The organism is Amycolatopsis stemonae (assembly GCF_054781455.1).
The window spans coordinates 166,094-192,769 of sequence record NZ_BAAGUJ010000006.1 but is presented as its reverse complement, the minus strand read 5'-3'; the positions used below and the strand labels follow the sequence as shown (position 1 = coordinate 192,769).

The window sequence follows — 26,676 nt, the reverse complement described above, 5'->3', positions numbered from 1 at the left end:
ATTCGGTAGGATCGCTACCGTGTTCGGACTTGAGCGGATGCGCGCGCTGCACGCGGTCGCCACGCAGGGCTCGGTCGCCGCGGCGGCCGCGTCCCTGCACGTCACGCCGTCCGGGGTGTCGCAGCAGCTGGCGAAACTGGAACGGGAGGCCGGGCAGCGGCTGCTCGAGCCGCGTGGCCGGGGCGTGCGCCTGACGAAGGCGGGCCAGGTGCTCGCCGGGCACGCCGAGCGGATCCTGGCCCAGGTCGCCGACGCGAAGGCGGACCTGGAGCTGCTGCGCGAGGACGTCATCGGGCCGCTGCGGGTCGGCGCGATCCCGACGACCGTGCACGCGCTCCTGCCGCCCGCGCTGGCCACGCTCGCCGCTCAGCACCCGCGGCTGGCGGTGACGCTGCACGAAGGCGAAGCGGAGCAGACGATGCCCCGGGTGCTGGCCGGCGACCTCGACGTCGCGGTGCTGGAGAGCTGGGAGGACCGGCCGACGGTGATCCCGCCGTCGACGACCCGGATCGCGCTGTTCTCCGACGTCGCCGACCTGGCACTGCCCGCCGGGCACCGGCTCGCGCACCGCAAGACGGTCGACCTGTCCGAAGTGGACGACCTGCCGTGGATCGGCTGGAGCCTGGGGTCCGGCTGCTACGAATGGCTGCTCCAGGTGTTGCGCAAGCAACGGCTGGAGCCGCGGATCAGCTGCACGGTCGGCGGCTACCCGACGCAGCTGGCACTGGTGGCGGGCAACGTCGGCGCGGCCCTGGTCCCCCGGCTCGCCCGGGAGCGGCAGCCTGCCGGGGTCAGCATCCTCGCCACGCGCCCGGCGCTGACGCGCACCATCTACGCGATCTGCCGGGCGGGCGAAGAGGACCACGGCGCGGTCCGCGCGTGCCTGGACGCGCTGCGGGCCGCGTCCGCGCGGTTCGAGGGCACCGTGCGCCCGGTCGGCTGAGGTGTCTACTGCGGACGGCTCAGCCGCGCGACCATCTCGGTGACCAGCCTCCCCGGCCGCCGGTGGTGCACCAGGAAGACGTCGCGCGCCGGCCGGGCGTCGGCGGCGTCTCGGACCTCGATCCGCGCCGACGTCACCCGCTCCAGCACGCTTTCCGGCACGAACGCGATGCCCAGCCCGGCCTCGACCAGCGCCAGGATCACCTGGTAGTCCCGGGTTTCGTAGGCGACACCCAGCTCGACCCCGGCGGCGTCGGCCAGCTGGTCGAGGCAGGCGCGGTTGGGCACGCCCGGGCTGCCGGAGATCCAGTCCTCCCCGGCCAGGGCACGCAGCGTCAGCCGCCGGACCCGGGCTTTCGGGTGGCCCGCTGGCAGGATCAGCCGGAACCGCTCCGAGCGCAGCAGCGTCCGGTCGAGCCCGCGCGGGTCGGGCAGCGGCGCCCCGGGATAGCGGTGGGTGATCAGCAGGTCGAGGTCGCGCGAGCTGACCAGCCCGTAGCCGTCGGGCGGCTCGAGGTCCAGCAGCCGCAGCGCCACCGCCGGGTGGTCGCGGCGGAAGCCGGCGAGCGCGGCGGGCACGAGCGTCATGCCCGCGCTCGCGAACGTGCCGACGGTGAGCTGCGCCGGCTCCTCGTCCCGGAGCGCACGGACCGTCCGCTCGGCGGTGCGCAGCTCGCCGACGATGGTTTCGGCGTGGCCGAGCAGCGCTTCCCCGGCCGGGGTGAGCGTGACGCCGCGCGGGTTGCGGTGCAGCAGCGGCGTGCCGACGTCGCACTCCAGCTTCGCCAGCTGCTGCGAGACGGCGGACGGCGTGAAGGACAGCCGCTTGGCCGCCCCGGCGATCGAGCCGGCGTGCGCGACCTCGGCGAGCAGGGCCAGGCGGTGGGCGTCGAGCACGGGACCTCCAGCCGTAAGCATCGCTGAAGTCAGGATAGGAGACGTCGCTGGTGCTTACGGCTGTCTCCCCGCATCCTGGGGTGGTGATCAGCACTTCGGATGTCGACCAGGCCGCCGCCCGGATCGCGGGCCGGGTCCGCCGCACGCCGGTGTTCGCGGACGACGGCGTGTGGTTCAAGCTCGAGCACCTGCAGCACACCGGCTCGTTCAAGGCCCGCGGCGCCTTCAACCGGATCCTCGCCGCGGGCGAGCTGTCGGCGGCCGGGGTGGTCGCCGCCTCCGGCGGCAACGCCGGGCTCGCCGTCGCCCACGCCGCACGCGAGTTCGGCGTGGCCGCGCGGGTCTACGTCCCGGTGAACGCACCCGCGGTGAAGGTGGCGAAGCTGCGGCAGCTGGGCGCGGCGGCCGAGCTGGTCGGCGAGAAGTACGCCGACGCCTACGACGCGGCGGTGAAGGACGCGGCGGACCGCGGCGCGCTGTTCTGCCACGCCTACGACCAGCCGGAGATCTGCGCCGGGCAGGGCACGGCCGGCCTGGAGCTGCTGGAGCAGACGGGCGGTGTCGACACGATCCTGGTCGCGGTCGGCGGCGGCGGGCTGCTGGCCGGCATCGCGGCCGCGGCCGAGGGCCGGGCCCGGGTGGTCGGCGTCGAACCGCGGACGGCACCGACACTGCACGCGGCTTTGGCCGCGGGCGAGCCGGTGCCGGTCGAGGTGTCCGGCGTTGCCGCGGACTCTCTCGGCGCGTCCCGGCTCGGCGACATCGCCTACGCGGTCGCCACGCGCACGGGCGCGGCGTCGGTGCTGGTCGACGACGCGGCGATCGTCGAGGCCAGGGCGGCGTTGTGGGACCGCTACCGCCTGGCTGTCGAGCCCGGCGGAGCGACGGCGTACGCCGCGTTGCTGGCGGGCGCCTACCGCCCCGCGCGCGGCGAGCGCGTCGCGGTCCTGCTGTGCGGCGCCAACACCGACCCCGCGACGCTCACTTCCCCGACAGCCGCGCCACCAGCGGCGCGAACTCCTCGATGAACGCGCTGTTGACGCTGACGTAGGAGACGCCCAGTTCGTCGCGCCGCCGTTCCAGCTCGGCGGCCATGCCGTCGAAGTCGCCGCGGAGCATGGTGAGCGAGTCGTGCTCGATGAGGGTTTCGGCGTCGACCCCGATGAAGCCCTTGATCCACGGCGGCACCACCTCGCCGATGACGAACAGGTTCAGCGCGAGCTCGACGTCCCGGCCGTCGGCCGCGTTCCGGATTTCCTCGACGTACCCGGCCATTTCGTCACGGGTGGTCAGGACGCCGCCGGCGAGGGTGACGATGTCGGCTTTCGCCCCGGCGAGCCGCCGGGCCTTCGGGCCGCCGGCGGCGACCATGACAGGCGTGTGCACGTCCCCGTCGAGCCGCCGGAGGTGGTCGATGGTCTCGGAGATCGAGTCGAGCCGGTCTTGGCCGGTGCCGTAGGACAGGCCCAGTTCCGCGGCTTGCTGCCGCATCGCGGGCAGCCCGGTGCCGAGCCCCACCTCGAACCGGCCCTCGGTGACGACGGTCAGGCTGTGCGCCTCCCAGGCGGCGGCCCGCGCGGTGCGCAACGGGCTGGCGAAGACGAAGGACCCGACCCGCAGGTCGGTGGTGGCCGTGGCGGCGGCCGCGAGCGACGCGGTCGGCGTCGGCAGGTTCAGGTTGTCCGGACTGAGGAGCGTGGCGTAGCCGAGCTCCTCGGCCCGCCGCGCGGTGGCGAGCCACTTCGCGCCGCCCTCCGCGGCCGCCGCGACCACGCCGAACCGGAACGCCTTCTCGGCCATCGAGCACCCCCAGGGTTGTCGGTCCTTCGATCAAACCACCGGGGCGCCCGGCCGTGCCACCACGGCCGGGCGCGCCACGCGCGTCAGCCGCGCTGGTACTCCTCCCAGGTGACCTTCGGGACCGACGGGCCGTCGTCGGCCCCGCGCCCGGCGAGACCGTTCATCCCGAGGTAGTAGTCGCCGGTCTGGTGCTGGGCGCCCGAGGACAGGTCCGGGTCGGAGATCGCCTCGGCGTGCACGTGGTAGGCGAAACCCTGGGCCGGCGTGCGGTACCAGGCCGCGAACCCGACCTGGCGCAGGGCCTTGATGAAGTTCGTCCGGGTCGTCGACGACATGCCCGACACCGAGATGTCCATCGCGCCGCCGCCGTCGTGCGTCCCGGCCGACGCGTCGACGCCGCCCGGGTTGTACGAGCCCTGCGTCAGGCTGACCGTGGTGCCCGAGATCCGCTCCGCCTCGAGCAGCATCGCCTTCGTGCGGGTGTTGATCGTGACCCCGCGGAAGGAGACCCGGCTGCCGGCGGACACCGTCGACGTCACGGTGTACCGGCCTTCGCCCAGCTTCTCGAGCGACGTCTTGCCCGGCAGTCCGGAAGCGTCGATTCCGGTGTACCCCAACGACTTCTGGTACTCGGAGTAGGCCGTGATCGTCGTGGTGCCGAAGTAGCCGTCGACGTAGGCAGAGGCGAGCAACCCCTTGGCCTGCAACGCCTGCTCGACCAGCAGGACGCTGTCGTGCGCTCCCGGCGTCTGCGTGGTGTCGGCGCGGCGGGGGTCGATCTGGGCCGCCTTCAGCACGGCCTCCATGTTCGCCGTGGGCAGCGCCGTCGTGGCCGCGGGCGCGGCCTGAGCCGGTGCGGCCACGGCGAACGCCGTCAACGCCGCGGAAGTGACTGCCGTCAGCACGGCGGCCTTCGTGAACATCCCTGTCCTCCACTGGTCGGAATCAGTACGTCCGGGAGGATCACCCAGCCGGATACAAGGACCGTACAAAAGCGTCACCCCGCCCGGAACGCACGCAGCCGCAGGCTGTTGGTGACGACGAAGACCGAGCTGACCGCCATCGCCGCGCCGGCGAGCATCGGGTTCAGCAGGCCCGCGGCGGCCAGCGGCAGCGCGGCCACGTTGTACGCGAACGCCCAGAACAGGTTCCCCTTGATCGTGCGCAGCGTGCGGCGCGACAGCCGGATCGCGTCGGCCGCGGCGAGCAGGTCGCCGCGCACGAGCGTCAGGTCGGCGGCCTCGATCGCGACGTCGGTGCCGGTGCCCATGGCCAGGCCCAGGTCGGCCCGGGCGAGCGCGGCCGCGTCGTTGACGCCGTCGCCGACCATCGCGACGACCTTGCCGTCCTCCTGCAGCCGCCGCACGACGTCGGCCTTGTCCCGCGGCAGCACCTCGGCGACCACGTGCTCGATGCCGACCTCGGCGGCGACCGCGCGGGCGACGGCCGTGTGGTCCCCGGTCAGCAGGATCGGCGTCAGGCCGAGCCCGCGCAGCCGCCGGACCGCCTCGGCGGACGTCGGCTTGACGGTGTCGGCGACGGCCAGCGTGCCGCGGACCTCGCCGTTCCAGGCCACCGCCACCGTGGTCACCGCGGCTTCGGACGCGTCCGCCCGCCCCACGACGACTTCGCGTCCCTCGACGACCCCAGAGACACCCACGCCCGGTGTGCTGCGGAAGTCCGCTACGGACGGCAGCTCGCCGAAGCGCTCGCGCGCCGCCTCCGCGATCGCCCGCGCCACGGGGTGCTCGGACGCGGCTTCGACCGCGCCGGCCAGGCGCAGCACCTCGCCGTCCCCGTCGACCAGCGTCATCTTCCCGGTGGTCACGGTGCCGGTCTTGTCCAGCACCACCGTGTCGACGCGGCGGGTCGACTCCAGCACCTCCGGCCCCTTGATGAGGATGCCGAGCTGCGCGCCGCGCCCGGTGCCCACCAGCAGCGCGGTCGGCGTGGCGAGGCCCAGCGCGCACGGGCAGGCGATGATCAGCACGGCGACCGCGGCGGTGAAGGCGGCCGACGGCGTCGCGCCCGCGCCGAGCCAGAAGGCGAGTGTCGCCACGGCCAGCGCGATGACGATCGGCACGAAGACCGCCGAGACGCGGTCAGCGAGCCGCTGCACGCGGGCCTTGCCCGTCTGGGCCTCTTCGACCAGCCGGGCCGTCTGCGCGAGCTGCGTGTCCGAGCCGACGCGGGTGGCGCGGACGACGAGCCGCCCGCCGACGTTGACCGTCGCCCCGGCGACGGCGTCGCCCGGCCCGACCTCGACCGGCACGCTCTCGCCGGTGAGCAGGCTCGCGTCGATCGCGGACCCGCCGTCGGCGACCACGCCGTCGGTGGCGACCTTCTCCCCCGGCCGCACCACGAAGACGTCCCCGACGACCAGGTCGCCGACCGGGATCCGCTGCTCGCGGCCGTCACGCAGGACCGCGACGTCCTTGGCGCCGAGGTCCAGCAGGGCCCGCAGCGCGGCACCGGCGCGGCGCTTCGAACGGGCTTCGAAGTAGCGGCCGGCCAGGATGAACGTCGTGACGCCGGCGGCGACTTCGAGGTAGCTCGAGCCGTCGCCGGCCATCCGCTCGACGGTGAGCTCGAAGGGGTGGGTCAGCCCCGGGGTGCCGGCCGTGCCGAACAGCAGCGCGTACACCGACCAGCCGAACGCCGCGAGCGTGCCGAGCGAGACGAGCGTGTCCATGGTGGCGGTGCCGTGGCGGAGGTTGGCGAACGCGGCCCGGTGGAACGGCCACGCGCCCCACACCACCACCGGCGCGGCCAGCGTGAGCGAGATCCACTGCCAGTACGTGAACTGCCAGGCGGGGACCATCGCCAGGACGATCACCGGCAGGCTCAGCAGTGCGGAGACCAGCAGGCGCTGCCGCACCGCCTTCGTCGGATCCTCGGCCGGCTGCTCGGGTTCCGCTTCGGGCAGCGTCACGCCGTAGCCCGCCGCTTCGACCTCCGCGACCAGGTCCTGGGTGCCGACTTCGCCGCCGTAGACGACTTTTGCCTTCTCCGTGGCGTAGTTGACGGTCGCCGTGACGCCGTCCAGCTTGTTGAGCTTGCGCTCGATCCGCGCGGCGCAGGACGCGCAGGTCATGCCGGTGATGGCGAGTTCGACGTTCTTCGCGTCGAGCTGCAGTGTCATGGCCGGTCCCCTTTCCCGGTGGCGGCGGTGACCCCGTCGGCGCCGGTGATCTTGAAGATGACCGGCGCCGGGGTGAGGGTGTAGTGACCCGCGGCGACCAGGGCGAGAGCCGCACCGCGGGCGGAGAGCTTCGCTGCGGTGTTCATGTCAGCCGGTACCCCGCCTCTTCGACCGCTCCGCGCACGTCGGCGAGGTCGAGTTCGCGCGTGCTGCTAACGGTCACCGCGCCGGTGGCCAGGTCGACCGCGACGCCGGTGACGGCGCCGAGCTCGCGGAGTTCCTCTTCGACCGAGCGGGCGCAGTGGTCGCACGTCATGCCCGTGACGGTGTAGGTGGTGTCTGTCATGCCTCATGGATACCCTAGGGGGGTAGGGTAATCAAGCCTGGTCACGAGGTGTAATCCCGACCACACCTGGCCTGGTTCACACTGGTCCAGCCGTGTTTCTTGACGTCACGGAGAGTTTCCGGCGGCCCGGACTGGACGTCTCCGTACTCCTTTCGTAACCTGTTCGAGATCTCGCGGCCCCCGGTCGTCGATGAGACGGCGACGCGAGATCGCCGCCGATACCCCCCTGCCGGGTACCGGACCCCACCGCGTGCTCTTCCTGTTGCGGTCGACCACGCGCCGGGTACGGCGAGGCCCCCGACTCGCCGGCTCCGGACCCGACGGCGGCCGAACAGCAAAGGAGACCCGCGCGAGAATGCGTTCGCATCCCGTCAAGCGCGTGGTGTCAGGTGCCCTCGCCGCGGCCTCGGTGATCACTGTCGTCACCATGGCCCAGCCCCCGGCCACCGCCGCCCCCATCCCCGCCCTCCAGGCCCCGCCCTCCGGGTCGGACGCCCTCGCCAAGTACCGCGACCTCGCGGCGCAGGCCGAGAAGCTCAACGAAGACCTGCTCAAGGCCCAGGACGACCTCAAGGCCAAGCAGGGCCAGCTCGACAAGGCCAACGCCGACGCCACCGCCGCGAAGGACGCCGGCGCCCAGGCCACCGAGGCGAAGCAGAAGTACCAGACGCAGGTCGACAAGTTCGCCGGCGCGTCGTTCACCAGCGGCGTCCAGCTGAACAAGCTGTCGGCGCTGCTCGCGGGCACGTCCACGCAGGACTTCCTCGACCGTTCGGCCGCCCTCGAGGTCATCGCGACCGAGAAGAACGGCGCGATGGACAACCTCAGCGGCGCGGCCGACAAGGCCACCGCCGCCCAGAAGGCCGCCACCGACGCGGCGAAGCAGGCGCAGGACGCCCGTGACGCGGCGGCGAAGCTGGCCTCGGACATCGAGGGCAAGAAGAAGAACCTGCAGGCCCAGATCGACCAGATCGAGGCGCAGAGCAAGAACCTCAGCAGCGCCGACAAGGCCGCCCAGCAGGACACGGGCGGCGCGGCCCCGAACGTCAAGGCGCCCAGCGCGGCGGCGCAGAAGGCCGTCGACGCGGCACTGAGCAAGCTCGGCAGCGCCTACGTCTGGGGCGCCACCGGGCCGAGCACCTTCGACTGCTCCGGCCTGATGCAGTGGGCTTACAAGCAGGCGGGGATCTCGCTGCCCCGGACGTCGTCGGCGCAAGCCGGCTTCGGCACCCCGGTGTCGCGCAGCCAGCTGCAGCCGGGCGACCTGGTCGCCTACTACTCCCCCGTGTCCCACATCGGGATGTACATCGGCGACGGCAAGATGGTCCACGCCCCGACCAGCGGCGACGTCGTCAAGATCTCGCCGCTGCTGAGCGAGTACGCGGGAGCTACGCGGCCGACGGCCTGACCGCTCCGGCCAGAGTGCCCCGTCCGGCAGGTGTAGCGCCTCCGGAACGGGGCATTCTGCGTCCATGCCCGAAAACCTGGACGTCGACCAGCCGACCGCGGACGCCGTCGGCAAGGCCACCGAAGCCTTCGAGACCATCGAACGTGCGCGCGGCCACCTCTACGCCTTCCACCAGCTGACCGGAACCGCGGACCTGCTGTTCGAAGACGCCATGAAGATGCTGCGGGACGCGGGCCACGACGACTGGGCCGACCGGATCGCCGAGGAGCTGATCGGGCTCAACGTCCTGCCCGAGCGGTGGACGTTCCAGGTGGTCGAGGAGTACGACGACGGTTACTACGGCACGACCCGCGAGTTCACGCGCTCGCTGTGCGAAGCCCTCGTCGGCGGCCGCCGCCACCTGCAGGAACAGCGGCAGAAGGAAGCGCGCGTCACCCCGGGCCGGCCCGATCACGAGATGGGCCACCCCAGCACCCCGCCCGCTTGACCGGTTTTTGTCGGACCCCGGGGTTACCCTTCACTTCGAAGCGAACAGGTGTTCGACTCACGTTGGGAGGAACGATGGACGAGCAGGTGGAACCGAACCCCGAGAAGGATCCGAGCGACTGGACGACCGGCGACGAGCCGATGACCGGTCCGCAGAAGTCGTACCTGCAGACGCTGGCCCAGGAGGCCGGCGAAGAGGTGCCGGACAACCTGACGAAAGCGGAGGCGTCGGCGCGGATCGACGAGCTGCAACGCGCGACCGGGCGCGGCAGCTGAGCTTCTGCGCGGTGTGCCCGGCGCCACGGCATGGCCGTCCCGCATGGGGGTAATCACCTCTGAGATGCCCGACTCCCCGAAGGAGGACATCCCCCATGTACTTGACCGTGCTTGTCGTGGCGCTCGCCGGGCTGGTGGTGCTCGGCGCGTCGGCGCTGGCGGAACTGCCCAAGCCCTATCCCCTGACGGCGAAACGCACTCTCGTCGCGGCCTGGGTGGTGGCTGCCGCCGGGATCGGGTGGTGGGCCGCCACGCCCGGGGCCGGGCCGCTCGTCGTCACCGTCGTCGGGCTCGGCTTTCTCGTCGCGACGCTGAATCGCGGGCCTGAACGGACGACGTACCCGCGTACGACCCCGTACCAGCCGCCTCGGTGACGTTGCTCAGGCAGCGGCGGGCAGCGGGGCTCCCGAAACACGGAGGAGGAACTCGGCGTTCGAGCCGGTCTTGCGGAGCTGGTCGATCAGCTGCTCGATCGCGTGCGGCCCCTGCAGCGCGCGGCGGACGTCGCGCATCGCGGCCAGTTCGCCCGGCGTGACCAGGAGTTCTTCACGCCGGGTGCTCGACGCGGGCAGGTCGACGGCCGGGAACACGCGGCGTTCGGCCGTCTTGCGGTCGAGCTTGAGTTCGGCGTTGCCGGTGCTCTTCAGCTCTTCGAAGAAGAGCGTGTCGGCCAGCGATCCGGTCTCCACCAGCGCCGTCGCGACGATGGTGAGCGAGCCGCCGCCCTCGATGTTGCGGGCCGCGCCGAGGATGCGTTTCATCGGCTGCACCGCGGCCGCGTCGACACCGCCGGACAGCGTGCGGCCCGAAGCGCGGAGCGAAAGGTTGTACGCGCGGCCGAGGCGGGTGAGGGAGTCGAGCAGGAGCACGACGTCTTCACCGCGCTCCACCAGGCGTTTCGCGCGTTCGACGGCGAGTTCGGCCACGGCGACGTGCTCGGCGGGCGGACGGTCGAAAGTGGACGCGATCACTTCGCCGCGGATGGTGCGCTGCAGCTCCGTGACCTCCTCCGGGCGTTCGTCGGCCAGCAGCACCATCAGCCGGCATTCGGGGTGGTTGACCGAGATGCCGTGGCCGATCTCGCGCAGCACGGTCGTCTTGCCGGCTTTCGGCGGGGAAACGACGAGGGCGCGCTGGCCCTTGCCGAGCGGGGTGACGAGGTCGATGACGCGCGACAGCAGGCGCTCCGGCGTGGTTTCGAGCAGCAGCCGCCGGTCCGGGTGCAGCGGGACCAGGTCGGTGAACAACGGCCGCGGCTCGGCGGCGTCGGCGCCGTTGACGCTGATGATTTCGTCGGCGGTGCCGGTGATTTCGTCGCCGGCGCGCAGCTTGTGCTTGCGGACGACGGAAAGCGGTAGTGCGACGTCGTCCGGCGCCGGGCGGTAGCCGGTGCGGACGAACGGGGTTTTCCCTGACAGGTCAAGGATTCCGTGAAAAGGCATGGGTGTCTCCTGATGAGGTGACCGGCCCGCGCGGACGGCGCGGCCGGGTGGGTTGATCCAACGAAGGAAAGAGGCCGATCGGCCTGGATCCGGGAGCTACCTCCGGGCGGCCGAGGGGCCGACATCCGCGAGGAGCACTTTTACGTTAGCGCGACGTCACCGAAAGCACAACGGGTAAGACTCCACCGCGGTGGGTAGCTCACAGGGGAAGCCCGGACAACGGGGGAACAGCGGCTGACGGATGGGAGCGGATCGTGTACCGACATACTCCGGACCCGGGCGTCGACACGGGCGAGAGCGTCGACGCCGACCAAACCGGGACCACGTCCCCGGCACGCACCAGCGCCGGCGCCGTGGTCACTTCGACGTTCGAAGAACTGGCACCGGCCCTGCCGAACGAGATGGCGGGCCTGCGTCGCAAGCTGACCCAGTGGCTGGGCGAGCTCCCGCTCGACCCGGAAAGCACGCACGACATCACGCTGGCCACGTACGAGGCGTTGGCGAACGTAGCGTCCCACGCCTACCCGGACGGCCACGGCTGGGCCCGCTTGGCGGCCACACGCAAGGGCGACACGGTGACGGTGACGGTCACCGACACGGGCTGCGGAATCCCGCCAACCCGCCCCCGCCAGCCAGGCTTGCGCACCACCGGCGGCCGCGGTCTGCTGCTGATCGACAAGGTGACGGACCAGGCGGAAATCGACTCGGGCAGCCAAGGAACAACGGTCCGCATGACCTGGCGCCCGGCGGCCCTGCGAGACACGGGCACTGCGTAAGGAGTTTCGGCGTGACGAGGAAGAGCCGGGCAGCCGCCTGCCGGTGATCGTGCGCCGGCTCAAGCCCGCTTCCTGGTAGCCGCGCTGCGCTCGGCGCAAGGATTTCCGGCAGACCCCTCGCCTGCGGAGGCTCCGGCTTGGGAGCCTCCGCAGGCGATGACTACGCAGCACGATGGAAGAAATCCTCGCCCGCGGGCCGAGCCGATGGCTGGTTTCGCACAGCGCAACAAACCTGGGACCCCGCTCACCGCACCGGCGGCCGTCCCAGCCGCTCGCCACGCGGCGCACACCAACCCGGCTGCCCTCCCCCAGGGCAACCGCCCGGCCGCCCTCCCCAGGGCAAACCGGCCGGCCAGCCGCCCCAGGCACCGGCCCAACCAGCCCCAGGGCAACCGCCCGGCTAGCCGCCCCAGGGCACCGGTCGGCCAACCGGCCCCCGCGGCGGCTTGACAACCCATAGGGACACCCCCCAGGGCAGCCGCCCCCAAGCGCCGTGCCCTACCTCACAAGCACCTCAGGCCGCGCCTGCGAGCCGCACGAGCCGGGTGCGGGGGTACGAAACCAGCTCCCTCTCCTCGTCCGTGGTGAAGATTTCGACGGAGTCCTCCAGCAACTCCGCCGAGGTCACCTGCAGTTGCCACGCGGGCAGCCCCGGCGCCGGCTCGTGCCAGAACCACTGGCCCTTGGTCAGCTGGTCCGCCGGGACCGTCGCGTCGTCCGTGTTCATGCAGTGAGGCTAGCCGCCACCACCGACAGTTTTCGCACTGCCTCAGCCGTGCGTGGCGTTCACTGTGATCGTCAGCACGTCCGGGTCCCCCGCGAAGACCGCACCGCTGAAGTCCGGGCCCGGGCTCACGTCGTCGTACGGGAACGCGTAGCCCCGGTTGTCCGGGAGTTTCGAGTGGACGATCCGCGCGTAGTGGTTGGTCGTGTCGCCCTGGTAGAAGCGCGCGGGGTCCTCGTCCGTCGGCTGGTTCGGGTTGTCCAGCAACGTCGTGCGGTTCAGCGCCGCCGCCAGGCGCGGGACGATGCTCTTGCGCGCGTCGCTCGCTCCTTCCGCCAAGGCGAACGGGCCGCTGTCGCAGCTCCACACGTCCTTCGTGGCCGGCTTCGGGAACGACTCCGCCCCGAACACCAGGTTGCCGCCCGAGACGCGGCCGGTGAACTTGCCCAGTCCCGGGTTCTGCGAGTCGACGACCAGGTCCGTGCCCGCGTACTTCTGCCACACCTGGTCGATGTAGCCGTCGAGGTAGCCGCCGAACTGGTCGGCGTGGTGGTGCGGCGACAGCACGCGCAGGGTGCTGCCGCCCCCGGTCTGGACCAGGCCCGGCCACTCGCCGCCCAAACCGGACAGCTCCGACGCGATCTGGTCGAGCGCCCCCGCCGGCAGCCCGTTCACCGTCGAGGTCCCCGAGCCCTTGGTCGTCAGCTCGAGCCCCATCGGGATGCCGACGAAGTCGACGTAGCTGATGTTGGCGAACAGCTGCGTGTCGTTGAACGTGAACTCGCTGAACGACCAGTTCTTGCCGTAGTTCGGGTCGCCGGAGTTGAGGAAGCTCGGGTGGACCAGGTTCGGGCCCGGGTCGAGGAAGAAGTCCAGCTTCGCGTCCGTGACGACGTAGATGCGCGCGCCGCCCATCTTGGGCACCGAAACCTGGGCGCCCGAGGCGATCGGGATGGCGCAGTCCTCGGGCAGCGGTGTCGTCGGCGCGCTCGGCGAGTCCGGGTAGTACGGCGTGCCGTCTGCGCGCAGCAGCACCAGCTTGCCGTCGGGGGTCGTACCGGTCACGTAGGCGTACACGGTGCCGGAGCCGGACTTGTTCACCAGCTTGAGGCCGAAGGTGTCGGGCGTGGCGGCGAAGGCCGACCGCGCGGCGAGGGGCAGCACCGTGGCCGTGGCGAGCGTGGCCGCGGAGAAGCTGAGGAACGAGCGGCGGGAGATCATGGCGTCCTCCACGTTGAGGAGACGGCGGAGTCCGAAAAGGACATCCGAGGGCGGTGCGCAGTTCGTTGTGGACGTAAACAAATAGCACCACACCACTCCCGGGACTGACAACCCCTCCCAAGGAGGTCCAGACCATCGTCGCAAACGGCCCGCGCGTTTCCCCGCCGGACGGATTTCGAAACAATCCCCGGTGATCCTGCCCGTCCGTCCCGAGTGGCCCGGACGATCGGGCAGATCCCTTGACGCCACCGGAGATCGCCGCCGACAGTGGAGGACCGCGCAGGTCGGTGGACGGCCAGAACACCGCTCATCCCACAGAAAGCGGGACCCATGCGCACCCACATCCGGCTGGCCGCCGTGCTGGCCACGTTGCCCTTCGTCGTCACGGCCGCCCCGGCCCACGCCGCGGACGAGTGGACCACCGTCTTCCAGGACGACTTCGACGGCGCCGCCGGCACCGGGCTGAACACCCAGGACTGGCTCTACGACAAGGGAACCGGCTATCCGGGCGGCGCGGCGAACTGGGGCACCGGCGAGCTCGAGACGTCGACCGACTCGACGGACAACGTCTACCACGACGGCCAAGGCCACCTCGCGATCAAGCCGTTGCGCGATGCGTCGGGCAACTGGACGTCCGGCCGGATCGAAACCCAGCGCACCGACTTCGCCGCGCCCGAAGGCGGTCAGCTGGAGATCAGCGCGACGCTGAAGCAGCCCTCCCCCGCCAGCGGGCTCGGCTACTGGCCCGCGTTCTGGGCGATGGGCGCCGACGCGCGCCCGGTCGGCGCGACGAACTGGCCGAGCATCGGCGAGCTCGACATCATGGAAGACGTCAACGCGCTGAGCAAGCACTCCACGACCTTCCACTGTGGACAGTGGCAGGGCGAGTGCCACGACCCGGACGGCATCACCAGCGACCTCCAGGACTGCCCCGGCTGCCAGGAGGGCTACCACACCTACTCCGTGGTCGTGGACCGCCGCGACGCCGCCGCCGAAGAGCTCCGCTTTTACCTCGACGGCAACCAGACGTACGCGGTGAAGCAGAACCAAGTCTCGGCCGGCACCTGGAAGGCCGCGGTCGACCACGGGTTCTTCGTCATCTTCGACGTCGCCATCGGCGGCTCGTACCCGAACAAGGTCTGCGGCTGCACGAGCCCGTCCGCGGACATCACGCCGGGCGCCGAGATGAGCGTCGACTCCCTCTCGGTCAAGACCAGCCAGGGCTGACCCGTAAGCTGACGCCATGAAGCACGCCGTCATCGCGTCACCGATCGGACCGCTGACCCTGGCCGGCGACGGCGAGGCGCTGGCCGGGCTGTACTTCGACGGCCACCTGCGCACGCCTCGCCTCACCGACCTCGGCCCGCGCGACGACGACGCCTTCCCGGCGGCGCAAGCCCAGCTCGGCGAATACTTCGACGGCACGCGGCGCGAGTTCGACCTCGAGCTCGCGCCGCGTGGTTCCGCGTTCGAGAAGCAGGTCTGGGCGCTGCTGACGAAGATCCCGTACGGCGAAACCCGCACGTACGGCCAGCTGGCCGCCGAGCTGGGCGACCCCGGCGCCGCGCAGGCCGTCGGGAACGCCAACGGCTGGAACCCGATCAGCGTCATCGTGCCGTGCCACCGCGTGGTCGGCACCAGCGGCGGCCTGACCGGGTACGCCGGCGGCCTCGCCCGCAAGCGGTTCCTCCTCAGCCTGGAAGAACCGCCCGCGGACGAGGTCGGGCGGCTGTTCTAACCCACCGCGCAGGTCACGGTCGGCGCCGTCAGGTTCCCGCCATGCTGCACGGTGAACCCGATGACGTTGCCGCTGCCGTTGGGCCGCGCGGTCAGCACGTAGCCGGTGCTGTCCCAGGTGCCCGTGTAGTTCCAGCTGCCGATAACCTTCTGCGGGGCATGGAAGGTGATCGTGAGCACCCAGTTGTCCGACCCGGACACCGACACCTGGCCGTTGAAGCCGACGTTCCACTCCGCCGTGGTCGCGTAGACCGCGGTGCAGCCGCCCGGTGGCGGGGTGGTGGGCGTGGTCGGCGTGGTGCTGGTCGGCGGCGGGGTCGTGCCACCGTTGAGCGCGTCCAGCACGGCGGTGTAGGCCGCCTTCTTCTGGCCGTTGCCGTCGAAGAGCAGCGGCGTGCCCGACGCCCGCCAGGAGTCCGTGTCCCGGATGCCCCACACCGTGATGCCGGTGCAGCGCGCCACCGCGAGACAGGCGTTCGTGACCGTCCGGAAGTTGTTCGCCTGCGTGGTACCCGAGCCTTCGATGTCCAGCTCGGTGATCTGGACGTCCACGCCGAGGCTCGCGAAGTTCGCCAGCGTGGTCTGGTAGTTCGACGGCACCGGGCTGGCGCTGTTGAAGTGCGACTGGAAGCCGACGCAGTCGATCGGCACGCCGCGGGACTTGAAGTCCTGCACCATCCGGTAGACGGCCTGGGTCTTGGCCTGGGTCCAGTCGTCGGTGTTGTAGTCGTTGTAGCAGAGCTTCGCGCCGGAGTCGGCCGCCCGCGCGGCGCGGAACGCCGCCTCGATCCAGTCGTTGCCGGTGCGCTGCAGGTTCGAGTCGCGCCGCGCGCCGGAGCTGCCGTCGGCGAAGGCCTCGTTGACGACGTCCCAGGCGTAGATCTTGCCGCGGTAGTGGGTTGCGACCTGCGTGATGTGGTTCAGGATCGCCGACCGCAGCGCGGCGCCCTCCATGCCCTGCATCCACCCCGGCTGCTGCCCGTGCCAGGCCAGCGTGTGCCCGCGCATCCGGGCACCCTGGCTCGCCGCCTGGGCGACGATCCGGTCGGCGTTGGTGTAGCTGAACTGGCCCTGCGCGGGCTCGGTCGCGTCGATCTTCATCTCGTTCTCCGGCGTGATCATGGAGAACTCCCGGCTGAGGATGCCGGTGTAGACGCTGTCGGAGAGCTTGCTCGCCGAGACCGCGGTGCCGAAGTAGCGGCCGGTGCCGCTCGCCGCGCCGCCCAGCGTGGTGCCCGCCGCGGGGGTGGTCGAACCGCTGTCCAGGCCGAGGAACGCGATCGCGTAGGCCACCATCCCGTTCTGCGGCAGCACGTGCCCGGCGCCCTGGACGCTGATCCCCTCGACCGGTGCCTGCGTGCCGGTGCCGCCGTAGCGGGTGCGCGTCCAGCCGGACTGCGGCGCGTCACTCGACGACGGCGTCTGGCTCACCCCGTCGAGGTTCGTCCACTGCTTGATCTCTTCCCCGAAGTTCGGGTAGCGCAGGGTGTCGTCGGCGGTGCCGTGCCAGAGCTGCATCCGCGGGTACGGGCCGCTGCGCCCGCCGCTCATCCGGCGGGCCTGGTCGCCCCACTGCTGGGCGGTCTTCGTCAGCTGGCCGCCCGAGCACTGGCTGTTCCAGCTGGAGCCGTCCGTGGTGGCGAAGCAGCCCGCGGGCACGCCCATGAACGCCGACCCCGCGGCGAACACGTCGGGATACTCCGCCGCGAGCACGTTCGTCATCATCGCGCCGGAGGAGAACCCGGTGACGAACACCCGGGACGGATCGACGTTGTAGTGCTCCTTGGCGTAGCCGACCATCGACAGGATGCCGACCGGGTCGCTGCCGCCGCCCCGGGTGAGGGCCTGCGGCGAGGAGACGTCGAAGCACTGCCCGCTGCGGGTGGCTTCGGGGAACACGATGACGTACCCGTACTGGTCGGCCGCCGTGACGTAGTCGCGGGCGGCGCCGTTGAACACCGCCGACGCCGAGCCGGTGCAGTAGTGCAGCGCGACCAGCAGCGCCGGGCGGGCCGCGACGTGGTCCGGGACGTAGGCGTACATGGCGAGGTTGCTCGGGTTGTCGCCGAAGCCGGTCACGCGCGTCAAACTGGCCGCGGACGCGGGTTGGGCGACGACGAGGACGACGGCCGCGACGATCGGCACCACGGCGGCGAGGAGAGTCGTGATGATTCTTCGCACTCGAGGAAATCCTTTCCGGGGGCAGGGCGCGCAGCTGTCACGATCGTTCGTTCACCGCCCGGAACCGGTCAACGATTATCGGAATGTTTCGGGACCTTTCGACCTGCCGACCGGCCGTACTGCTGAAAGGATCCGGGGATGACCGAGCTGCTCTTGGGTCCCCTGCTCCGGCACGTCGACGCGACGTCGGCGACGATCTGGGTCGAAACCTCCGGGCCGTGCGAAGTCCGGGTCGCCGACGCCTCCGAAAGGACGTTCGAGGTCGCCGGCCACCACTACGCGCTGGTCGTGCTGACCGGGCTGGAACCCGGGCGCAGCACGCCGTACGAGGTCCGGCTGGACGGCGAACGCGTCTGGCCCGAACCGGACAGCACCCTGCCGCCGAGCCGGATCCGCACGCTGAGACCCGGCGACCCGCGGTTCCGGCTGGTCTTCGGGTCCTGCCGCAAGCCGCGGGAGCAGGACGCGCTCGGCCCGGACGCGCTCGCCGCCTACGCCCACCGGATGGCCGGGCTCGACGAGGCCGAATGGCCGGAGTCGCTGCTCCTGCTCGGCGACCAGGTCTACGCGGACGAAACCACCGACGCGACGCAGGAATGGCTCGCCTCCCGGCGTGACACGAGCAAGCCGCCGGGCACCGAGATCGCCGACTTCGAGGAGTACTGCCACCTGTACTTCGAGGCGTGGTGCGAGCCGGCGGTGCGCTGGCTGCTCTCGACGGTGCCGACGTCGATGATCTTCGACGACCACGACGTCCGCGACGACTGGAACACCTCGCAGGCCTGGCGCGCGGAGATGGCCCGCACGTCGTGGTGGCCGGAGCGGATCCGCGGTGCGCTCGTGTCGTACTGGGTCTACCAGCACCTGGGGAACCTCGGGCCGCGCGAGCTGGCCGAGGACGACGTCTACCGGCAGGTGACGAAGTCCGGGACCGACAACGCCGCACTGCTGCGCGAGTTCGCCGACCGCGCCGACCGGGAGGCCGACGGCGCCAAGGGCACCCGGTGGTCCTACCGGCGTGACTTCGGGCCGGTCCGGCTGCTGGTCATCGACTCGCGCGCCGGCCGGATCCTCGACGGCGGGCAGCGCTCGATGATCGGCGAGGAGGAGTTCCGCTGGATCGAGGAGCAGACCGACGGCGACTTCGACCACCTGCTCATCGGCACGTCGCTGCCGTGGCTGCTGCCGACCGCGCTCTCGGCCGCGCAGTCGGTCAACGAGCGCCTGTGCGCCCGGCCGGGGCTCGTCGGCCGCGCGTCGGAGTGGTTCCGGCAGCTCGCCGACCTGGAGCACTGGCCCGCCTTCCGCGAGTCGTTCGACCGGCTGGCCCGGCTGATCGGCCGGGTCGCCGACACCGATGTCGCGTCGGTGAGCGTGCTCTCGGGCGACGTCCACCACGCCTACGTCGCGCGAGCCGACCTCCCGGGCGCGCCCGTGCACCAGCTGACCTGCTCGCCGATCCACAACACCGTGCCCTGGTACATGAACCGCCTGTTCCGCGCGGGCTGGGCGCGCGGGCTGACCCGGCTGAGCACCGGGCTGGCCCGCCGCGTCGGCGTCCCGCCCGCGCCGCTGACCTGGGGTTGCGTCTCCGGCCCGCACTTCGGGAACGCCGTGATGACGCTGGACGTCGACGGGCGCGAGGCCACCGCGACGCTGCTGCAGCCGGAGCGGGACGGGGAGACCGTCCGGCTCACCTGAGGGTGGGTGCGGCGCGGCCACCCTGGTCGGCTCGTTCCGGGTTAGCCTCGGATCATGGCCAAGGAGAACGCACTCGGGGAGTTCCTCCGGGCCCGCCGCGAACAGGTGGGCCCGGCAGCGCTGGGCCTGCCCGCGGGCGGGTCGCGCCGGGTCGCGGGCCTGCGCCGCGAAGAGGTCGCGGTGCTCGCCGGGGTCAGCACCGACTACTACGTCCGGCTCGAACAGGGCCGGGAGCGGAACCCGTCGGCGCAGGTCGTCGACGCGCTGGCCCAAGGACTGGCCCTCGACGAAGACGCCACCGCCCACCTGCACCGGCTGGCCCGGCCCACCCGGCGGCGCGCGCGGCGGCGGGAGCAGGTCAGCCCGAACCTCCTGCGCCTGATGGACGGCTGGCCGGACACGCCCGCGCTCGTGCTCGGCCGCTGCCTCGACGTGCTCGCGAGCAACGCGCTCGGCGAGGCGTTGTTCGGCGGGCACGCGTACAGCGGCGACCTCGTCCGGCTGGTGTTCCTCGACCCGGACGCGCGCACGTTCTACCCGGAGTGGGAGCGCGTCGCGGTCAACACGGTCGGCGGCCTGCGGGCGGCGGCCGGGATCGACCCGGACGATCCGCAGCTCATCGAGACCGTCGGCGAGCTGTCGGTCAAGAGCGCGGACTTCCGCCGGCTGTGGGCCCGCCACGACATCCGGCAGAAAACGCACGAAACCAAGCGGTTCCACCACGCGCAGGTCGGTGAGCTGGAGCTGAGTTACGAGGCGCTGACCGTGAACAGCGCGCCCGGCCAGCAGCTGGTCGTCTACCAGGCTGCGCCGGGCAGCCCTTCGGAAGCCGCGCTGGCGTTGCTCGGCAGTCTCGCCGCGAGCTGAACCTTCTTTTCATTCCACAATGGACGGAGTACTTCGTCATGCCCGAAAACTGGTTCGTCACCGGCTGTTCCACCGGTCTCGGCCGAGCACTGGCCACGGCCGTGCTCGAACGGGGACTGCGCGCCGTCGTCACGGCTCGTGATCCGGCGCAGCTCGGCGACCTCGTCGCGGCGCACGGCGACCGCGTTTTGGCGCTGCCGCTCGACGTCACCGGCCACACCCAGGTCGCCGCCGCGGTGAAGCGGGCCGAAACCGCGTTCGGCGGGATCGACGTCCTGGTCAACAACGCCGGCTACGGCTACCTCGCCGCCGTCGAGGAAGGCGAGGACGACGAGGTCCGGAAGTTGTTCGACACCAACGTCTTCGGCCTCGCCGACGTCACCAGGGCGGTGCTGCCGGGGATGCGAGCGCGGCGGCGCGGGCACGTCGTGAACGTGTCGTCGCTCGGCGGGCTCGCGGCCTTCGGCGCCACCGGGTACTACCACGCGACGAAGTTCGCCGTGGAGGGGCTTTCCGAGTCGCTCGCCGCGGAAGTGGCGCCGCTGGGGATCAAGGTGACGATCGTCGAGCCCGCCGCCTTTCGCACCAACTGGTCCGGGCCGTCGATGAAGCAGTCGGCGACGCACATCGACGACTACGCGGCGACGGCCGGCGCACGTCGCGCGGCCACGACGGCGACGTACGGGAACCAGCCCGGCGACCCGGTGCGCGCGGCCGAGGCGATCCTCACCGCCGTCGACTCCCCCGAACCGCCGCTGCGGCTGCTCCTCGGCAAGGCCGCCTACGACATCGCCACCGCCCGCCTCGACACCCTGCGGGCCGGCTTCGACACCTGGCGCGAGGTCACCCTCGGCGCCGACTTCCCCGGTTCGTGAAAGGAAATCCGTGAAGACCGTCCTCATCACCGGGGCCAGCAGCGGCATCGGGCACGCCACCGCGTTGCGACTGGCCCGCGAAGGCCACCACGTCGTGCTCGGCGCCCGGCGCGAAGACCGGCTGACCGAGCTGGCCAAGGAAATCCACGACGCGGGCGGCACGGCCGACGTCCACCGCCTCGACGTCACCGACCGCGCGGACGTCGCCGAGTTCGCCGACGCCGCGGTGCGGGCGCACGGACGGCTCGACGTGTTCGTCGCCAACGCCGGCGTGATGCCGTTGTCGCGGTTGGACTCCCTGCACGTCGACGAGTGGGACCGGATGATCGACGTCAACGTCCGCGGCCTGCTGCACGGGATCGCGGCCGCCCTGCCGCACTTCCGGCGGCAGGGGTCCGGGCACTTCGTGACGATCGCCTCGACCGGCGCGCACGAGGTCGTGCCGACCGCCGCGGTCTACTGCGGCACGAAGTACGCGGCCCGGGCGATCACGGAAGGGCTGCGGCTGGAGGCCGAGCCCGGCCTCCGCGTCACGACGGTTTCACCGGGCGTCGTCGAGTCCGAACTGGCCGACACGATCACCGAACCCGGGGCGCGGGAGGCGATGCGCACCTACCGCGCGGTGACCCTCGCCCCGGACACCATCGCCGCGGCGATCTCCTACGCGATCGGCCAGCCCGACGGAGTGGACGTCAACGAGCTGGTGGTCCGGCCGACCGCCCAGCGCTGACACCGTGTCGACCCGTCAATCACGCGTGTCGACCCTTCCCGCACGGCATCGGCCGTGATCGGACGGGCATCACGTGTGATCAGGGAGGCATCACGCGTGATTGGAGGGGCATCACGCGTGATTGAAGGGTCGACACAGCGGGGTCTGCTGGGCCAGGACCATCGTGAAGCCGCCGTCGGGGTCGCGTTCCCAGGTGGTCAGGGAGGCGTTCGGGACGTCGGTGGCGGCCGCCGCGCGCAGCAGGTCCGGCTCCGGCAGGCCTTCGAGGAGGTAGCGCAGGGCGAAGGTCGTCATCTCGTGCGCGGCCAGCAGGACGCGCGCGCCGGGCCGTTCCGAGCTCAGCTCGGCCAGCAGGGACCGCAGCCGCAGCACGACGTCCGCCCAGGACTCCCCGCCCGGCGGGCGGTAGTAGAACTTCCCCAGCCGCCGCTTGCGGCGCAGCTCGTCGGGCCACCGCTCGCGCACGCCGTGCGACGTCAGGAGGTCCAGCACGCCGAGTTCGCGGTCACGCAGCCGCTCGTCCGGGACGACCGGTACGCCGGCCGGCGCGGCCAGGCGCGCGGTGTCCCAGGCCCGGCGGTAGGTCGAGGTGACGACGACGTCCGGCGCGAACCCGGCCACCAGCTCCCGTGCCGCTTCGGCCTGTTCGCGGCCGAGGTCGGTCAGCGGGACGTCGGCGTCGCGCTCGGCGATGTCGATCACATCCGCGCCCGCCGCCTCCGCTTCCTCGCGGGCGACGTTCCCGGTGCTCTCGCCGTGCCGCAGCACGGCCACCCACGCCAAGTCGACCTTCACGCCCGGCTGGTACCCCCGAGGACCCGCCGTCGAAACCCGGGATGGTTAGGCCCGCAAAGGAGTTCCGGCTAGGGTCTGTCCATGTCGCGAAGTCTCGACGCCCAGAACCGGCTGCAGCAGCTGGAGGCGATCATCGGCGCGCCCGCCGGGCACCTCGGGCTGCCCGAGCTGCTCGCCGGGACCCTGCAGCGGCTGCGCGAGGTCATGGACGTCGACACCGCGACGGTGCTGCGGTACCAGGCCAGCGGCCGTCAGCTCGTGGCGTTCGCGGCGTCCGGCATCGAAGAAGAGGTCCACCAGGGCGTCCGGGTGCCGGTGGGCAGCGGCTTCGCCGGCCGGGTCGCGCTCGAGCGGGAACCCGTTGCGCTCGACCACGTCGACGAAACCACCGTCGTGAACTCCCTGCTGTGGGAACGCGGCCTGCACTCCATGCTCGGTGTGCCGATGATCACGGGCGGCGAGCTCGTCGGGGTGCTGCACGTCGGATCGGTCGCGGCCCGGCAGTTCACCGAAACCGAGGTCGTCACCTTGCAGCTGCTCGCCGACCGGCTGGCGATGGCGATCCAGGTCGAGGCGCTCGAAGAGAACCGCACCGCCACCATGGCGCTGCAGCGCAGCCTGCTGCCGAGCAGCCTGCCGGACGTGCCCGGCCTCGGTTTCGGCGCCCGGTACGTGCCCGGCGCGGAAACCGGCATCGGCGGCGACTGGTACGACCTGTTCGTCCTGCCGGACGACCGGCTGGGCGTCGTGATGGGCGACGTCTCCGGCCACGGTCTGGAGGCCGCCGTGATCATGGGCCGGCTCCGCAGCGCCTTGCGCGCCTACGCGCTGGACTGCGAAAGCCCGGCCGAAGTGCTCGCCAAGCTCGACCGCAAGGCCAACCACTTCGAGCACGGCGCGATGGCCACGGTCGCCTACGGGATCGTCGAGCCGGGCCGCGACAGCGTCGCGCTGTCCCTGGCCGGGCACCTGCCGCCGGTGCAGGCCCTGCCCGGCGGTGCCGGCCGGCTGGTGGACGCGCCGCCGGATCCCCCGATCGGGTTGACCATCGGGGAACCGCAGCGGCGCACGACCGTGGTGCCCCTGCCGCCGGGCAGCGTGCTCGCGTTCTACACCGACGGCCTCGTCGAACGCCGTGACCGGCCGGTGGACGCCGGGATGCGGCTGCTCGCGGACACGCTGCGCGCCGGCGAGCCGGAACGGGTCTGCGCGCAGGTGATGGCCGCGATGATCGGCAACCGGCCGGCCCAGGACGACGTCGCGCTGCTGGCCATCGAGCGGAAAGCCGTCCCGGCCGAGGACTGACGGGCCGGGACGGCACCGGTCAGGCCCCGGCCAGCGCCGCCTCTCTGGTCGGGAACAGCGAAAGACTGTCCTCGAGCCCGGTCAGCTGGATCGGGCGCAGCGTCGCCCGGCCGGACGCGACGATCCGCACCGCGGTGCCGGGACCGGCTTCGCGGTGGATCGTCAGCAACGCCGTCAGACCGGGCGAGGCGAGGAACTCGACCCTGGTCAGATCGACCACCAGCAACGCCGGGGCGCCCGCCAGTTCCGCTTGCGCGGCCTCGACGAGCTTCGGCGCGGTGGTCGTGTCCACGTCTCCGGCGACCTCGACGACGACCGCGCTGTCCTGCTCCGTTCGGGCGATCCGGAACTCTCCGAATGGCACAGCGGTGGCCGGGCCTTCACCGTGGATGTGTTCCGTCATGGTGTTCTCCTCGCCTTCGGCAACGCCACCGGGGAACGTCCGGAGGGCGTGCGTGATCACGAAGGCTGTCTGCTCAACCGGGACCCATCATGCCCGGCCCGCTCACCCCCCGCCGGTTCAGGATCCGTTTCGGCTTTGCGCGGCGTGCGCGAACAGGCAGGATGGTCATCATGGCCGAAACGGACGCGACCGGGAACTCCCTCGGCGACGCCGCCAGCTCAGCGGGCACGGTGGCCTTGGAGACCCGCGAAGGCGCGGCCGTGCTCCGGGTCGGCGGCGCGCTCGACCTCGCGCTGGCGCCCAAGCTCCGGCAGCTGGCCGAACGCGCGGCGCGCCAGGACCCCACGATGGTCGTCATCGACCTGACCGGCGTCACGTTCCTGGCTTCGGCGGGGATGGCCGAACTCGTGCGCGCGCACCGCGGGCGGACGGTGTCCGCGCCGCTGCGGGTGGTCGCCACCGGCCGGATCACCTTGCGCCCCTTGGAACTGACCCGGCTGACCGACGAGCTCGCCATCTACCCGTCGCTGACCGAGGCGCTGGCCACCGGATGACCGCCCCGGGGTTCGACGAGCTGCTCGACGCCGTGCGCCGGGCGTTCGTCGGCGCCACGGGCACCCCGGCGGCCACGGACGTCCGGCCGCTCGAGCCGGCCGAAGCCCGCGCGGTGCTGGGCGACCACGTCGCGGCCGCCGTGACCGACCGCGCGGTCCTGGCGGAGCTGCTGCCGGACCGGGCGGTCACCGGCGCGGTGGCCCTCACCGGCGACGGTCAGGACGTGCTGGTCTACACCACCGAGGACGTCGGCGGGACCCCGCACGCGGTCGCCACCGGGATCGAGGCGGCGACCGCGCACTCGAGCGGCGTCGTGCGCCGCCTCCGTGCCGAAGCCGCGGTGCTCGACGCACTGCACTCGGTCGGCCGCGAGCTGACCGCCCAGCTCGACATCGACCGGATCGTGCAGGGCGCGACGGACGCGGCCACCGAGGCGACCGGCGCGGAGTTCGGCGCGTTCTTCTACAACCTGATCGACGAGCTCGGCGAGTCCTACACGCTCTACACGATTTCGGGCGTGCCGCGCGAGGCGTTCACCCGGTTCCCGATGCCGCGCAACACCGACGTGTTCGCGCCGACCTTCGACGGCACCGGCACCGTCCGCAGCGCGGACATCACGCAGGACCCGCGGTTCGGGCACAACGCGCCGTACCACGGGATGCCGGAGGGGCACCTGCCCGTGCGCAGCTACCTGGCCGTCTCGGTGATCAGCCCGACGTCCGAAGACGTGCTCGGCGGGTTCTTCTTCGGCCACTCGCGGCCCGGGCGGTTCACCGCGCGGCACGAGTACCTCGCCGAAGGCATCGCCGGCTATTCGGCCATCGCGCTGGACAACGCCCGCCTCTACGAGCGCGAACGCAACCTCGCTTCGGAGCTGTCGCGCAGCATGCTGCCGGTCGCGCCGGCCCCGCCGGGCCTCGACGTCGTCACGCGGTACCTGCCCGCGGCGACCGGCGGCAAGGTGGGCGGCGACTGGTTCGACGTCATCGCGCTGCCCTCGGGCGCGACCGCGTTCGTCATCGGCGACGTCGTCGGCCACGGCGTCACGGCCGCGACCGTGATGGCCCAGGTCCGCACGGCCATCCGCTGCTACGCGCTGCTCGAGCTGTCCCCTTCGGAAGTGCTGCGCACCGTCTCCGCGCTGACGGGCGGGCTGTTCGGCGAGAGCTTCGTCACCTGCTTCTACGCCGTGCACCGGCCCGGTGAGGGCACGCTGACCTTCGCGAACGCCGGCCACCTGCCGGCGATCCTCGTCCGCCCGGACGCCGGGCCGGAGCAGATCGGCGAGGCGCTGGCACAGCCACTGGGCGTCGGGGCCGAGTTCCCCCAGCGCACCACCGGCTTCCCGGCCGGGGCGGACCTGGTGCTCTACACGGACGGGCTGGTCGAAAGCCGTACGCGCGACCTCACCCTGGGTGTGGAATGGCTGCTGGCGGGCATCCCCGCGGTGCTGACCGCGCCCGACCTCGGCACGGCGTGGGACAAGCTGGTGGACGAGCTGACCCGCGGCCGCCACGACGACGACATCGCGCTGATCCACGTGCGCAACCGCGGAGAGGACGCACCATGACGGACCCCCTCCCCCCGGGCGCGCCGCCCGCGCCCCCGGCGGCGTTCCACCGCCGCACGGTCGCGATCGCCGACCGGCTGCCGGAACTGCGCGAAGCGCTGGCGAAGTGGCTGGGCACGCTCGGCCTGACCGAAGAACGCCAGGAGGACGTCGTCCTCGCCGGCTACGAAGCGATGGCCAACTCCGCGGAACACGCCTACGCCGAAGGTGCGGCGGGCGCGGTCGACGTCCGGGCCGAAGCACAGCACGGCCGCCTGACCGTGACGGTCACCGACTACGGTGCCTGGCGCACCCCGGCCGACACGAACGGCTTGCGGGGCCGCGGGTTGCTCCTCATCGACAGCCTCGCCGACCACAGCGCGCAGGTGCACCGCGAGGACGGCACCACGGTGACGATGACCTGGCTGGACGACACGGTTTCCTGACCGGGTGGGCCGGGCGGCCGCACCCGGGTCGCCTACCCGGCAAGGGCTCCTGGGGTCGAGTAGGCTCAGCCG

29 protein-coding genes are annotated in these 26,676 nt (G+C 72.0%); 17 read left to right on the top strand and 12 right to left on the bottom strand.

Annotated elements, in window-relative coordinates; genetic code table 11:
- Positions 1-19: 19 nt before the first annotated feature.
- A complete protein-coding gene (locus ACYVLJ_RS23620) occupies positions 20-943 on the top strand; it encodes a LysR family transcriptional regulator (RefSeq protein ID WP_451984775.1) in 924 nt (307 codons plus the stop codon).
- 5 nt (positions 944-948) lie between these two features.
- On the opposite strand, the gene ACYVLJ_RS23615 is transcribed toward ACYVLJ_RS23620, so the two are convergent.
- Entirely contained in the window at positions 949-1,860 is a 912-nt protein-coding gene (locus ACYVLJ_RS23615) for a LysR family transcriptional regulator (protein WP_460440320.1), read from the bottom strand.
- A 62-nt stretch (positions 1,861-1,922) separates the two neighbouring features.
- On the opposite strand from ACYVLJ_RS23615, the gene ACYVLJ_RS23610 reads away from it, so the two are divergent.
- Positions 1,923-2,867 carry a threonine/serine dehydratase gene (locus tag ACYVLJ_RS23610; protein ID WP_451984779.1) on the top strand — a complete coding sequence of 315 codons (945 nt, stop codon included), beginning with the start codon at positions 1,923-1,925 and terminating at the stop codon, positions 2,865-2,867.
- Here the strand turns inward: ACYVLJ_RS23610 and ACYVLJ_RS23605 are convergent.
- From ACYVLJ_RS23605 to ACYVLJ_RS23585, 5 genes are all read right to left on the bottom strand, one after another.
- Positions 2,821-3,639 carry an LLM class oxidoreductase gene (locus tag ACYVLJ_RS23605; protein ID WP_460440319.1) on the bottom strand — a complete coding sequence of 273 codons (819 nt, stop codon included), beginning with the start codon at positions 3,637-3,639 and terminating at the stop codon, positions 2,821-2,823. The genes ACYVLJ_RS23610 and ACYVLJ_RS23605 overlap by 47 nt on opposite strands.
- An 83-nt stretch (positions 3,640-3,722) precedes the next feature.
- On the bottom strand, positions 3,723-4,562 hold the full coding sequence (locus ACYVLJ_RS23600; RefSeq protein WP_460440318.1) for a peptidoglycan-binding domain-containing protein: 840 nt from the start codon (positions 4,560-4,562) through the stop codon (positions 3,723-3,725).
- 74 nt (positions 4,563-4,636) lie between these two features.
- Positions 4,637-6,781, bottom strand: a complete 2,145-nt coding sequence (locus ACYVLJ_RS23595) for a heavy metal translocating P-type ATPase (RefSeq protein WP_460440317.1) — start codon at positions 6,779-6,781, stop codon at positions 4,637-4,639.
- Positions 6,778-6,927, bottom strand: coding sequence for a hypothetical protein (locus tag ACYVLJ_RS23590; protein ID WP_460440316.1), 150 nt, complete (start codon positions 6,925-6,927; stop codon positions 6,778-6,780). Before ACYVLJ_RS23590 ends, ACYVLJ_RS23595 begins: the two co-directional genes overlap by 4 nt.
- Positions 6,924-7,127: a heavy-metal-associated domain-containing protein gene (locus ACYVLJ_RS23585; RefSeq protein WP_451984789.1), complete on the bottom strand. Its 204-nt coding sequence runs from the start codon at positions 7,125-7,127 to the stop codon at positions 6,924-6,926. Before ACYVLJ_RS23585 ends, ACYVLJ_RS23590 begins: the two co-directional genes overlap by 4 nt.
- Positions 7,128-7,482: 355 nt before the next feature.
- Here ACYVLJ_RS23585 and ACYVLJ_RS23580 point away from each other — a divergent pair, with 355 nt between their 5' ends.
- The 4 genes from ACYVLJ_RS23580 to ACYVLJ_RS23565 all read left to right on the top strand — a co-directional run bounded on the left by ACYVLJ_RS23580 (position 7,483) and on the right by ACYVLJ_RS23565 (position 9,671).
- Positions 7,483-8,535 carry a C40 family peptidase gene (locus ACYVLJ_RS23580; RefSeq protein ID WP_451984791.1) on the top strand — a complete coding sequence of 351 codons (1,053 nt, stop codon included), beginning with the start codon at positions 7,483-7,485 and terminating at the stop codon, positions 8,533-8,535.
- A 64-nt stretch (positions 8,536-8,599) separates the two neighbouring features.
- Entirely contained in the window at positions 8,600-9,022 is a 423-nt protein-coding gene (locus ACYVLJ_RS23575; protein WP_460440315.1) for a hypothetical protein, read from the top strand.
- A gap of 74 nt (positions 9,023-9,096) precedes the next feature.
- Positions 9,097-9,297, top strand: a complete 201-nt coding sequence (locus ACYVLJ_RS23570) for a DUF3072 domain-containing protein (RefSeq protein ID WP_451984795.1) — start codon at positions 9,097-9,099, stop codon at positions 9,295-9,297.
- A gap of 95 nt (positions 9,298-9,392) precedes the next feature.
- The gene (locus ACYVLJ_RS23565) at positions 9,393-9,671 is read left to right on the top strand and encodes a hypothetical protein (RefSeq protein ID WP_451984797.1); all 279 of its coding nucleotides are present in this window, start codon (positions 9,393-9,395) and stop codon (positions 9,669-9,671) included.
- Positions 9,672-9,677: 6 nt separating this feature from the next.
- On the opposite strand, the gene rho is transcribed toward ACYVLJ_RS23565, so the two are convergent.
- The gene (gene rho / locus ACYVLJ_RS23560; RefSeq protein WP_460440314.1) at positions 9,678-10,739 is read right to left on the bottom strand and encodes a transcription termination factor Rho; all 1,062 of its coding nucleotides are present in this window, start codon (positions 10,737-10,739) and stop codon (positions 9,678-9,680) included.
- Between the two features lie 254 nt (positions 10,740-10,993).
- Here rho and ACYVLJ_RS23555 point away from each other — a divergent pair, with 254 nt between their 5' ends.
- The gene (locus ACYVLJ_RS23555) at positions 10,994-11,515 is read left to right on the top strand and encodes an ATP-binding protein (RefSeq protein WP_460440313.1); all 522 of its coding nucleotides are present in this window, start codon (positions 10,994-10,996) and stop codon (positions 11,513-11,515) included.
- Positions 11,516-12,029: 514 nt separating this feature from the next.
- Here the strand turns inward: ACYVLJ_RS23555 and ACYVLJ_RS23550 are convergent.
- A complete protein-coding gene (locus ACYVLJ_RS23550) occupies positions 12,030-12,242 on the bottom strand; it encodes a hypothetical protein (protein ID WP_451984803.1) in 213 nt (70 codons plus the stop codon).
- Between the two features lie 42 nt (positions 12,243-12,284).
- Positions 12,285-13,460, bottom strand: a complete 1,176-nt coding sequence (locus ACYVLJ_RS23545; protein ID WP_460440312.1) for a glycoside hydrolase family 64 protein — start codon at positions 13,458-13,460, stop codon at positions 12,285-12,287.
- Between the two features lie 330 nt (positions 13,461-13,790).
- Between ACYVLJ_RS23545 and ACYVLJ_RS23540 the strand changes: the two genes are divergently transcribed.
- Complete coding sequence (locus tag ACYVLJ_RS23540; RefSeq protein WP_460440311.1) at positions 13,791-14,687, top strand: glycoside hydrolase family 16 protein; 897 nt, start codon at positions 13,791-13,793, stop codon at positions 14,685-14,687.
- Positions 14,688-14,703: 16 nt separating this feature from the next.
- Positions 14,704-15,198, top strand: coding sequence for a methylated-DNA--[protein]-cysteine S-methyltransferase (locus ACYVLJ_RS23535; protein ID WP_460440310.1), 495 nt, complete (start codon positions 14,704-14,706; stop codon positions 15,196-15,198).
- Here ACYVLJ_RS23535 and ACYVLJ_RS23530 read toward each other — a convergent pair.
- A complete protein-coding gene (locus ACYVLJ_RS23530) occupies positions 15,195-17,378 on the bottom strand; it encodes an extracellular catalytic domain type 1 short-chain-length polyhydroxyalkanoate depolymerase (protein WP_460440309.1) in 2,184 nt (727 codons plus the stop codon). The genes ACYVLJ_RS23535 and ACYVLJ_RS23530 overlap by 4 nt on opposite strands.
- Positions 17,379-17,516: 138 nt before the next feature.
- Between ACYVLJ_RS23530 and ACYVLJ_RS23525 the strand changes: the two genes are divergently transcribed.
- Genes ACYVLJ_RS23525 through ACYVLJ_RS23510 form a run of 4 tightly spaced genes read left to right on the top strand, consistent with a single transcriptional unit; the run spans position 17,517 to position 21,551 of the window.
- Complete coding sequence (locus ACYVLJ_RS23525; protein ID WP_460440308.1) at positions 17,517-19,079, top strand: alkaline phosphatase D family protein; 1,563 nt, start codon at positions 17,517-17,519, stop codon at positions 19,077-19,079.
- Positions 19,080-19,133: 54 nt separating this feature from the next.
- Entirely contained in the window at positions 19,134-19,946 is an 813-nt protein-coding gene (locus ACYVLJ_RS23520; RefSeq protein ID WP_451984815.1) for a helix-turn-helix transcriptional regulator, read from the top strand.
- A 38-nt stretch (positions 19,947-19,984) separates the two neighbouring features.
- Complete coding sequence (locus tag ACYVLJ_RS23515) at positions 19,985-20,821, top strand: oxidoreductase (protein ID WP_460440307.1); 837 nt, start codon at positions 19,985-19,987, stop codon at positions 20,819-20,821.
- A gap of 10 nt (positions 20,822-20,831) precedes the next feature.
- Positions 20,832-21,551 carry an SDR family oxidoreductase gene (locus tag ACYVLJ_RS23510; RefSeq protein ID WP_460440306.1) on the top strand — a complete coding sequence of 240 codons (720 nt, stop codon included), beginning with the start codon at positions 20,832-20,834 and terminating at the stop codon, positions 21,549-21,551.
- Between the two features lie 111 nt (positions 21,552-21,662).
- Here the strand turns inward: ACYVLJ_RS23510 and ACYVLJ_RS23505 are convergent, their stop codons facing one another.
- On the bottom strand, positions 21,663-22,346 hold the full coding sequence (locus ACYVLJ_RS23505) for a histidine phosphatase family protein (RefSeq protein WP_460440305.1): 684 nt from the start codon (positions 22,344-22,346) through the stop codon (positions 21,663-21,665).
- An 81-nt stretch (positions 22,347-22,427) separates the two neighbouring features.
- Between ACYVLJ_RS23505 and ACYVLJ_RS23500 the strand changes: the two genes are divergently transcribed.
- Complete coding sequence (locus tag ACYVLJ_RS23500; protein ID WP_460440304.1) at positions 22,428-23,651, top strand: PP2C family protein-serine/threonine phosphatase; 1,224 nt, start codon at positions 22,428-22,430, stop codon at positions 23,649-23,651.
- A gap of 19 nt (positions 23,652-23,670) precedes the next feature.
- On the opposite strand, the gene ACYVLJ_RS23495 is transcribed toward ACYVLJ_RS23500, so the two are convergent.
- Positions 23,671-24,054: an STAS domain-containing protein gene (locus tag ACYVLJ_RS23495; protein WP_460440303.1), complete on the bottom strand. Its 384-nt coding sequence runs from the start codon at positions 24,052-24,054 to the stop codon at positions 23,671-23,673.
- Between the two features lie 170 nt (positions 24,055-24,224).
- On the opposite strand from ACYVLJ_RS23495, the gene ACYVLJ_RS23490 reads away from it, so the two are divergent.
- Genes ACYVLJ_RS23490 through ACYVLJ_RS23480 form a run of 3 tightly spaced genes read left to right on the top strand, consistent with a single transcriptional unit; the run spans position 24,225 to position 26,604 of the window.
- Positions 24,225-24,608: an STAS domain-containing protein gene (locus ACYVLJ_RS23490; protein WP_451984827.1), complete on the top strand. Its 384-nt coding sequence runs from the start codon at positions 24,225-24,227 to the stop codon at positions 24,606-24,608.
- Entirely contained in the window at positions 24,605-26,179 is a 1,575-nt protein-coding gene (locus ACYVLJ_RS23485; RefSeq protein WP_460440302.1) for a PP2C family protein-serine/threonine phosphatase, read from the top strand. The genes ACYVLJ_RS23490 and ACYVLJ_RS23485 overlap by 4 nt, the downstream gene beginning before the upstream one ends.
- The gene (locus ACYVLJ_RS23480; RefSeq protein WP_451984831.1) at positions 26,176-26,604 is read left to right on the top strand and encodes an ATP-binding protein; all 429 of its coding nucleotides are present in this window, start codon (positions 26,176-26,178) and stop codon (positions 26,602-26,604) included. Before ACYVLJ_RS23485 ends, ACYVLJ_RS23480 begins: the two co-directional genes overlap by 4 nt.
- Positions 26,605-26,676: the final 72 nt, after the last annotated feature.

Bases quoted from the DNA above. Each gene is read 5' to 3' on its own strand.
- ACYVLJ_RS23615 (WP_460440320.1), bottom strand. From the start codon at position 1,860: ATGCTTACGGCTGGAGGTCCCGTGCTCGACGCCCACCGCCTGGCCCTG.
- ACYVLJ_RS23605 (WP_460440319.1), bottom strand. From the start codon at position 3,639: ATGGCCGAGAAGGCGTTCCGGTTCGGCGTGGTCGCGGCGGCCGCGGAG.
- ACYVLJ_RS23600 (WP_460440318.1), bottom strand. From the start codon at position 4,562: ATGTTCACGAAGGCCGCCGTGCTGACGGCAGTCACTTCCGCGGCGTTG.
- ACYVLJ_RS23595 (WP_460440317.1), bottom strand. From the start codon at position 6,781: ATGACACTGCAGCTCGACGCGAAGAACGTCGAACTCGCCATCACCGGC.
- ACYVLJ_RS23590 (WP_460440316.1), bottom strand. From the start codon at position 6,927: ATGAACACCGCAGCGAAGCTCTCCGCCCGCGGTGCGGCTCTCGCCCTG.
- ACYVLJ_RS23585 (WP_451984789.1), bottom strand. From the start codon at position 7,127: ATGACAGACACCACCTACACCGTCACGGGCATGACGTGCGACCACTGC.
- ACYVLJ_RS23580 (WP_451984791.1), top strand. From the start codon at position 7,483: ATGCGTTCGCATCCCGTCAAGCGCGTGGTGTCAGGTGCCCTCGCCGCG.
- ACYVLJ_RS23575 (WP_460440315.1), top strand. From the start codon at position 8,600: ATGCCCGAAAACCTGGACGTCGACCAGCCGACCGCGGACGCCGTCGGC.
- ACYVLJ_RS23570 (WP_451984795.1), top strand. From the start codon at position 9,097: ATGGACGAGCAGGTGGAACCGAACCCCGAGAAGGATCCGAGCGACTGG.
- ACYVLJ_RS23565 (WP_451984797.1), top strand. From the start codon at position 9,393: ATGTACTTGACCGTGCTTGTCGTGGCGCTCGCCGGGCTGGTGGTGCTC.
- rho (WP_460440314.1), bottom strand. From the start codon at position 10,739: ATGCCTTTTCACGGAATCCTTGACCTGTCAGGGAAAACCCCGTTCGTC.
- ACYVLJ_RS23550 (WP_451984803.1), bottom strand. From the start codon at position 12,242: ATGAACACGGACGACGCGACGGTCCCGGCGGACCAGCTGACCAAGGGC.
- ACYVLJ_RS23545 (WP_460440312.1), bottom strand. From the start codon at position 13,460: ATGATCTCCCGCCGCTCGTTCCTCAGCTTCTCCGCGGCCACGCTCGCC.
- ACYVLJ_RS23540 (WP_460440311.1), top strand. From the start codon at position 13,791: ATGCGCACCCACATCCGGCTGGCCGCCGTGCTGGCCACGTTGCCCTTC.
- ACYVLJ_RS23535 (WP_460440310.1), top strand. From the start codon at position 14,704: ATGAAGCACGCCGTCATCGCGTCACCGATCGGACCGCTGACCCTGGCC.
- ACYVLJ_RS23525 (WP_460440308.1), top strand. From the start codon at position 17,517: ATGACCGAGCTGCTCTTGGGTCCCCTGCTCCGGCACGTCGACGCGACG.
- ACYVLJ_RS23520 (WP_451984815.1), top strand. From the start codon at position 19,134: ATGGCCAAGGAGAACGCACTCGGGGAGTTCCTCCGGGCCCGCCGCGAA.
- ACYVLJ_RS23515 (WP_460440307.1), top strand. From the start codon at position 19,985: ATGCCCGAAAACTGGTTCGTCACCGGCTGTTCCACCGGTCTCGGCCGA.
- ACYVLJ_RS23500 (WP_460440304.1), top strand. From the start codon at position 22,428: ATGTCGCGAAGTCTCGACGCCCAGAACCGGCTGCAGCAGCTGGAGGCG.
- ACYVLJ_RS23495 (WP_460440303.1), bottom strand. From the start codon at position 24,054: ATGACGGAACACATCCACGGTGAAGGCCCGGCCACCGCTGTGCCATTC.
- ACYVLJ_RS23490 (WP_451984827.1), top strand. From the start codon at position 24,225: ATGGCCGAAACGGACGCGACCGGGAACTCCCTCGGCGACGCCGCCAGC.
- ACYVLJ_RS23485 (WP_460440302.1), top strand. From the start codon at position 24,605: ATGACCGCCCCGGGGTTCGACGAGCTGCTCGACGCCGTGCGCCGGGCG.
- ACYVLJ_RS23480 (WP_451984831.1), top strand. From the start codon at position 26,176: ATGACGGACCCCCTCCCCCCGGGCGCGCCGCCCGCGCCCCCGGCGGCG.